At 52.4% G+C, this 1,737-nt stretch carries 1 rRNA gene; it reads right to left on the bottom strand.

The features are described 5' to 3' along the window. Positions 1 to 1,737: ribosomal RNA gene (locus LJD32_RS14820) — 23S ribosomal RNA — on the bottom strand; the annotation flags it as partial.

The following is a 1,737-nucleotide window of genomic DNA, read 5'->3' as shown; positions in this document are numbered from 1 at the left end:
CGCCCAAATCGTTACGCCTTTCGTGCGGGTCAGAACTTACCTGACAAGGAATTTCGCTACCTTAGGACCGTTATAGTTACGGCCGCCGTTTACTGGGGCTTCAGTTCAGGGCTTCACTTGCGTTAACCCCTCCCCTTAACCTTCCAGCACCGGGCAGGCGTCACCCCCTATACTTCGCCTTGCGGCTTAGCAGAGAGCTGTGTTTTTGGTAAACAGTCGCTTGGGCCGTTTCACTGCGGCTCATATCTCTATGAGCACTCCTTCTCCCTAAGTTACGGAGTCATTTTGCAGAGTTCCTTAGCTATAGTTCTCTCGCTCACCTTAGGATTCTCTCCTCACCCATGTGTGTCCATTTTCGGTACGGGCCATATATACTTTACGTTAGAAACTTTTCTTGGAAGTTCCTCCACTGCCTTCCGTACTCGCCGTAGCTTTCCGTACGCTTCACGCCTTCTCGTTTCGGATGGTGGATTTGCCTGCCATCCCGATATCTCGCTTGCACCAGCTCTTCCAGCCGCTGGCTGCAGCTTCCTCTCTCCGTCATTCCTTCACATATATACGGGTACAGGAATCTCTACCTGTTGTCCATCGACTACGCCTTTCGGCCTCGCCTTAGGTCCCGACTTACCCAGAGCGGACGAACCTTCCTCTGGAAACCTTGGGTTTTCGGTGCGTGGGATTCTCACCCACGTTCCGCTACTCACACCGGCATTCTCTCTTCCATGATCTCCACACGTCCTTTCGGTCGTACTTCTCCGTTCATGGAACGCTCCCCTACCATCCCTTGGGATCCATAGCTTCGGTAGTATGCTTAGCCCCGGTAAATTATCGGCGCAGAGTCATTCGACTAGTGAGCTGTTACGCACTCTTTAAAGGATGGCTGCTTCTGAGCCAACCTCCTAGTTGTCTGTACATCTCCACATCCTTTTCCACTTAGCATACATTTTGGGACCTTAGCTGATGGTCTGGGCTGTTTCCCTCTTGACAACGGACCTTATCACCCGCTGTCTGACTGCCGAGCATGTTGGCGTGACATTCGCAGTTTGATTATGCTCAGTACCCCGAGATGGGGCCATCACATATTCAGTGCTCTACCTTCACGCAACTTACCTCGACGCTAGCCCTAAAGCTATTTCGGGGAGAACCAGCTATCTCCGGGTTCGATTGGAATTTCACCCCTAGCCACAACTCATCCGCCAACGTTTCAACGGGGGTCGGTTCGGTCCTCCATCGGGTTTTACCCCAACTTCAACCTGGTCATGGCTAGATCACCCGGTTTCGGGTCTACTGCATGCAACTCTCGCCCTCTTAAGACTCGCTTTCGCTTCGGCTCCGCATATCCTGCTTAACCTCGCTCCATACAGTAACTCGCCGGTTCATTCTACAAAAGGCACGCCATCACCCTTTAACGGGCTCTGACTTCTTGTAGGCATATGGTTTCAGGTTCTCTTTCACTCCCCTCCCGGGGTTCTTTTCACCTTTCCCTCACGGTACTGGTTCACTATCGGTCACTCTCTCGTATTTAGCCTTGCCGGATGGTCCCGGCTGATTCAGACAGGATTTCTCGTGTCCCGCCCTACTCAGGTGTCATCTCTCTCCAGTCTCTCATTTCGAGTACGGGGCTCTCACCCTCTCTCGCTCACCTTCCCATGTGATTCCTCTATGATCCTCTGTCAGATTCCTCGATGATCCTACTACCCCGATCCTAAGATCGGTTTGGGCTCTTTCCCTTTCGCT

This window comes from Faecalibacillus sp. TM498, from assembly GCF_020589955.1.
GTDB classification, from domain to species: Bacteria; Bacillota_I; Bacilli_A; order Erysipelotrichales; family Coprobacillaceae; genus Faecalibacillus; species Faecalibacillus intestinalis.
This window is presented reverse-complemented; position numbering and strand designations above follow the sequence as displayed.